This window comes from Actinomadura sp. CNU-125 (genome assembly GCF_001942465.1).
Classification (GTDB): Bacteria; Actinomycetota; Actinomycetes; order Streptosporangiales; family Streptosporangiaceae; genus Spirillospora.
The window spans coordinates 1-5,534 of sequence record NZ_MKJY01000312.1 but is presented as its reverse complement, the minus strand read 5'-3'; the positions used below and the strand labels follow the sequence as shown (position 1 = coordinate 5,534).

General features: G+C 75.6%; 3 protein-coding genes and 3 pseudogenes. All 6 read right to left on the bottom strand.

The window, feature by feature from the left end; genetic code table 11:
- Positions 1 to 125: 125 nt before the first annotated feature.
- Positions 126 to 1,469 (bottom strand): vWA domain-containing protein, encoded by a 1,344-nt coding sequence (locus BJF79_RS30545; protein ID WP_075902624.1) that lies wholly within the window; start codon positions 1,467 to 1,469, stop codon positions 126 to 128.
- Entirely contained in the window at positions 1,466 to 1,666 is a 201-nt protein-coding gene (locus tag BJF79_RS62255) for a hypothetical protein (protein WP_262402767.1), read from the bottom strand. The genes BJF79_RS30545 and BJF79_RS62255 overlap by 4 nt, the downstream gene beginning before the upstream one ends.
- A 338-nt stretch (positions 1,667 to 2,004) precedes the next feature.
- Positions 2,005 to 2,229, bottom strand: a pseudogene (locus tag BJF79_RS67470) (serine/threonine protein phosphatase); the annotation flags it as partial.
- 507 nt (positions 2,230 to 2,736) lie between these two features.
- Positions 2,737 to 3,797: pseudogene (locus BJF79_RS67465) on the bottom strand (tetratricopeptide repeat protein).
- 194 nt (positions 3,798 to 3,991) lie between these two features.
- Complete coding sequence (locus tag BJF79_RS65905) at positions 3,992 to 5,209, bottom strand: serine/threonine protein kinase (RefSeq protein WP_143220419.1); 1,218 nt, start codon at positions 5,207 to 5,209, stop codon at positions 3,992 to 3,994.
- Positions 5,206 to 5,534: pseudogene (locus tag BJF79_RS30525) on the bottom strand (hypothetical protein); the annotation flags it as partial. The gene BJF79_RS65905 and the pseudogene BJF79_RS30525, both read right to left, overlap by 4 nt.

Sequence of the window (5,534 nt, the reverse complement as noted above, 5' to 3'; positions counted from 1 at the left end):
GGCGGGCGGTGCGGCGGGCGGCACGCCCGGCCCCGCGGGCGGTGCGGCGCCGCCGATGGCGGTGCCGCACACGTCGCAGAAATCGCCGGACTGCGAGGTGTGGCCGCTCGGGCAGATCGCCATGCTCAGCCCTTCTGGCCGCGGTTGTTGACGGTCTCGTCCTTCCGGGTCCGGACGGTCTTGGTGGAGCGGGCGTCGAGTTCCATCCCGTCGAGCTTGTCGACGTTCTTCTTCAGCCGGACGGTACCGGTGGCGGGGTCGACCACGTCGACGACTTTGCGCAGCAGCGAGGTGATCTCGTCGTTGCCGGCCGCGTCCGCGAGCACCACCGCCCGGCCGAGCCGCGCCGTCGCGGTGTCCTCGTCGCCCTGCTCGCGGGCCTGCAGCCCCTCCTGGATCGCGACGGCCAGCTCCGCCTGCCCGGTGTAGTGCGCGACGCGCTCGTTGATCCGGGTGGAGCGGGCCTCGTCGTCGGTCCACTCGGCGAGGACGTTGCCGGTCGCGAGGACCTGCGCCTCCTCGCCGGGCGGCCCGGGCACGACGAGCTTCACCCACACCGCGCGCAGCACCTTGCCGACCTCGCCGGGCGGCAGCTCCACGCTCACGTGGTAGTCGCGGCCCTCCTCGCCCCACGCGCCCAGCGGGTAGTCGCCCGCCTGCGGCGACACCTCGACGCGGCGCCCGGTGAGGTCCTCCACGTTCGGCATGACCTGCTTGACGAACTTCACCCGCGCCGTCTGCGGCGTCTGCAGCCGCAGCGCCACGTCCGCGACCGACTTGCCCATCGCCGCCTCCGTCATCGCCTGGAAGTCGGCGACGAGCTCGGACGGGTCGCGGACGATGTCGACCGTGCCCAGCAGCGCCGACGACACCTTGCGCAGCTCGGCGACCTCCCAGTCGGCGCCGACGCCGCGGCAGTCGCAGACGAACCGGCCCTCGCAGCGGAACAGGACGGCGTCGAGCTGCTCGGCCGTCTCGTGCTGGTTCTTGCCGTCGGTCAGCAGGATCGCGTGCCGGATGCCCTCCCGGTCGCCGAACAGCTCGTCGGCCTGCCGCAGCCACGACCCGATCGCGGTCCCGCCGGACGCGCGCAGCCGGCCGAGCGCCTCCTTGGCCAGGCGGCGCGTCTCGTCGTTCGCCGGGACGAGCTCCGGCCGCTCCGGATACACCATCGACGCGACGTTCGAGCCGGACACGACCGCGAACTCGACGCCGTCCCGCAGCGTGTCCACCGCGACCTGCCCGGCCTCGACGGCGGCGCGCAGCTTCGTGTCGGGGTAGGACATCGAGCCGGACGTGTCGATGATGATGACCTCGGACGCGCGCGTCGCGGGCCGTGCGGCGGCGGGCGCCGCGCCCCCCTCCGCCGCGCTCGCCTCGACCGACACGATGGCGTGCACCTCGCGGCCGCCCTCGGGCAGGTACTTGTTCTGGTCGACCTTGACGGTGAACTGCGGCTGCTCGCTCATCGATGCTGCTCCGTGCTCGGGGAACGGACGGGTGAAGGGAGGGGGACCACGGCGACGGTGATGTTGTCGCGGCCGCCGGCGTCGAGGGCGTGCCGCACCAGCGTCCGCGCGGCGCCCAGCGGGTCGGCCGCGGGATCGGCGCGGGGTCGCCGGGCAGCAGGGCCCGCAGGTCCCGGGCGGCGGGGAAGTAGTTCCACAGCCCGTCGCTGCACACCAGCAGCGTGCCCGGGCCGGACGGACGGAACGACGCGACGTGCGGGGAGACGTCCCCGGCGTCCGCGCCGAGCCAGGCCGTGATGACGTGCGCGTTCGGGTGCGCCTCGGCCTCGGCCTCGGTCAGCGCGCCCTCCGCGACCATGATCGCGGCCCAGGAGTCGTCTTCGGTGAGCCGTCGGGAGGTCGTGAGCCCGCCCGGTTCGGCCGCCTTCTCCGGACGCGCCGCCCCGTCACCGGTGTCGCCCGTGTTCCCGGCGTCCCCGGTGTCTCCGGCGGCGATCCAGTAGGCGCGGCTGTCGCCGACCCACCCCACGGTGAGGGTCCCGTCGCGCGTCACCGCGGACACGTAGGTGCACGACGGCGCGTCGTCCTCCGACGAGGCCAGTTCGGCGACGGCCCGCGCCGCCGACCGCGCCGCGGCGCGGGTGGCGTCCTCGGGGTCCTCGCCCGCGTCCAGCCGGGCCGCGAGTTCGGCGGCGCCGGTGTCGGCCGCGGCACGGGACGCCTCGTCGGGGCGCTGCGAGGAGCCCACCCCGTCCGACACCACGGCGGCGATCCCGGCCGCGTGGACGGCGAGGGCGAGCGCGTCCTCGTTGCGGCTGTAGCGCAGGCCGCGGTCGCTCACCCCGGCGGCGACCGGCACGCCCGCGTTCCCGCCCGCGCCTGCGCCCACCGGGAGAGTCGTCTCCACGTGGTCGCGGTCGGCGGGCTGCCGGAGCCCGCAGTTCTCGCAGTAGCCGTCGACGTCGATCGACCCGCCGCCGCAGTCGGTGCAGGGCGGCGCGGTCGCGCGCGGCGGCGGGCGAGCGACGCCGTGCTCGACCGAACGTGCGGCCCTCGCGGACCGCGCGCTCTGCGCCGTCGCGGCCGGCCGGAGCCGGTGCCGGGGCGTCGCCGAGCCGGTGCCCGCACCCCTCGCAGAACGTGTCCGCCGCGTACACCATCTCGCCGCAGGCGGGGCAGGTCGGTTCCGCGGCCTTGGCGGCCGTCTTGTCGTGGGTCACTGCGTCGTCCGTATCTGCGGCGGGGGGTCGGGAGTCGGGGAGGCGGCTCACAGAAGGGTCCTCGGGCGGACGGCGTTGGCGGCGTCGACGAGCCGCCGGCACTCCTCCCGGTCCGGTGCGACCTTCGCCAGCCGCCGGTAGGCGCCCTCCAGGTGGCGGCGCAGCGGCGCCTCGCTCAGCTCCGCGCCGAGCAGCTCGCCGCCGCGGGCGCCGTCGGACCGGCCGGGGCCGATGAGCAGCCAGTCGAGCGCGGCCTCCAGGATCTCGGCGGTGAGCCGGTCGCGGCGCCGTACGTCCAGGGCGTCCGGGCCGAGCTTGCCCAGGCGGCCCCCGGCGGCGATCAGGTCCGCCGAAGTCAGCTCGGCCGCGGGCCGCGACCGCACCGCGTCATGACCGCCGCGACCTGCGCGGAGGTGCGCCGGATCGACGACTCCGGCACCGCGTCCAGCGCGGCGATCGCACCGGCGCGGTCGGCGCCGCCGAGCCGCACCCGGGCCAGCCCGAACGCCGCGTTGATGAACGAGTCGTCGGTGCGCCACACCAGCTCGTACAGGCGGGCGGCGTCGGCGGGCGCGGTCGTCTCGCGGCAGTAGGCGAGCGCCAGCTTCGGCGCCGCCTCGCCGGGCAGCAGGTCGTACAGCCGGTCGAAGCGCGGCTCGGCCGCGGCGAGCTCGCCCCGGGCGAGCAGCGCCACCGTCCGGAACCATTCGACCCGCCAGTCGCCCGGCTGGTCGGCCTCGAACTCGTCCAGCAGCCGCTCGGCCTCCGCGTGCTCGCCCAGCTCGATCTTGACGCGGGCGAGCGTCAGCCGCACCTCCGGCGTCCGCTGCGGCGCGCTCGCCACGGTGACGGCGAGCTGCGCGGGCTCCAGCGAGGTGAGGCCCGCGAGGAACCCGGCGGCGGGATCCCCGGCGTCCACCAGCGGGACGGGCAGCGCCGCGGCGGCCGTCGCGGGCGGGACGGGCGGCAGCGCGGACGCGTTCGCGTCCTCGCCCGTGGCCCGCGCCGCGAACCGCTCGGGGCCGAACAGCGCCGACTGCGCGGGGCGCGGGCGCCCGTCCTCGGCGGCCAGCACCTCCCGCAGGACGCCGGTGAGCTGGTCGGCCATCTCCGCCGCGTCCTGGAACCGCTCGTCCGGGTCCTTGTGCGTCGCGCGGCGCAGGAAACGGTCGAACGACTCGTACCGCCCCAGGACCGGCACGTCCTCGCGGGGCGGGAGGCTGTCCTTGAACCGGGACGTGTACCCCTTGAAGGGGAAGCTCAGCACGGCCAGGGTGCGGCCGACCGTGAACAGGTCGGAGCTCACCGACGGCCCCACGTCGCGATCTCGGGCGCCTGGTAGCCGTTCGTGCCGTAGATGGCGCCGTCCGGGTCGTCCAGCCGCCGGACGCCGCCGAGGTCGATCAGCCGGAGCTGCTCCTCGAACTGGATGACGTTGTCGGGCTTGAAGTCGCAGTACACCAGGCCGCGGGCGTGCAGGTAGCCGAACGCCTGCAGCACCTCCAGCGCGTACGCGATGGCCTGCGCGACGGGCAGCGCGTCCGCGCCCTCCTCGCGCCGCTGCAGCAGGATGTCCTTGAGGGACCGGCCGCCGACGTACTCCATGACGATGTAGCCATCACCGGAGTGCTGCACGAAGTTGTAGATCTTGACGATGTTGGGGTGCTCGACCTCCGCGAGGAACGCCTTCTCGGCCGCCGCGGCGGCCATGGCGTCGGCGTCGCCGCTGTCCAGCAGGCCCTTCAGCACCACCCACCGGTCGCTGACGTTCTTGTCCCGGGCGAGGTAGATCCAGCCGAGGCCGCCGTGCGCGAGGCAGCCGAGCACGTCGTACTGGCCGCCGACGAGGTCGCCCGGCGCCAGCTTCGGGGTGAAGGAGAACCCGTTGCCGCACTTCGGGCAGAACCCTTCCGTGCGCCCGGGCCGGTCGCCGCGGCTGCGGCCGACCGGCTCGTCGCAGTGGCTGCAGTACCGCCTGCTCTCGGCGACCTGCGGATCGCGCAGCACCGCGGTCGACGGGTTGCGGTACGGGACGCGCGGCACCTCGACCAGCCCGGCGCCCAGCCCGCCGATGCGGGTCGACGACCGCGACGTGCCGGTGCGCGTGCTGCCCGTCCGTCCGGTGCCGACGCTGCCCGACCTGCTGCCGCCGGTGCCCCGGGACGGGCCCGTGGACGGTCCGGTCACCCCGGTCGCGGCCGGAGGCTCGCCGCACACGTCGCAGAAGCCGTCGACGATCGTCCCGGCGCATCCGGGCTTGTCGCAGGCGCCGCTCGGCGCGTTCGCCCCGGCCGCCCCGGCCGCCGCGTCCGGTGCGCCCGACGTCGCGGAGCCGCCCGCGGCCGGGGGAGAGCCGCAGACGTCGCAGAAGCCGTCGACGATCGTTCCGCCGCATCCCGGCTGAACGCAGGCGTCGGGGGCGGAGGGACCCGAGGGCGTGGAGGATGCGGCCATGCCGCATATGACGCAGAATCCGCCCTCGACGGTTCCCGCGCATCCCGGCTGCGTGCACACGCTCATCCATCCGCTCCCTTCTCCCGCGCGGCGACGGCCCGCTGGAACTCCGACAAGGCCACGGTCGCCTCCCGGAGATCGCAGGGGGACGTCCACAACAGCGCGCGCGCCTTCTCGTACAGACCGGCCGTGGCGTCGTCCTCGGCGAGGCCCAGCCGGGCGGCTTTCACGCGGTAGGCGTCGAGCCGGCCGCGCAGCTCGTCGCGCCGCTCCAGCACGGCCCGGACGACGCGACCGCGTCCCGCGCGTCCCGCAGGGCCGCTCCGCGGCCGCGTTCGAGATCGTCGAGGCCGCCGCGCCCGTTCCGTCCAGTCGCCGCCGCTCCGGGCGT

Bases quoted from the DNA above. Each gene is read 5' to 3' on its own strand.
- BJF79_RS30545 (WP_075902624.1), bottom strand. From the start codon at position 1,469: ATGAGCGAGCAGCCGCAGTTCACCGTCAAGGTCGACCAGAACAAGTAC.
- BJF79_RS65905 (WP_143220419.1), bottom strand. From the start codon at position 5,209: ATGAGCGTGTGCACGCAGCCGGGATGCGCGGGAACCGTCGAGGGCGGA.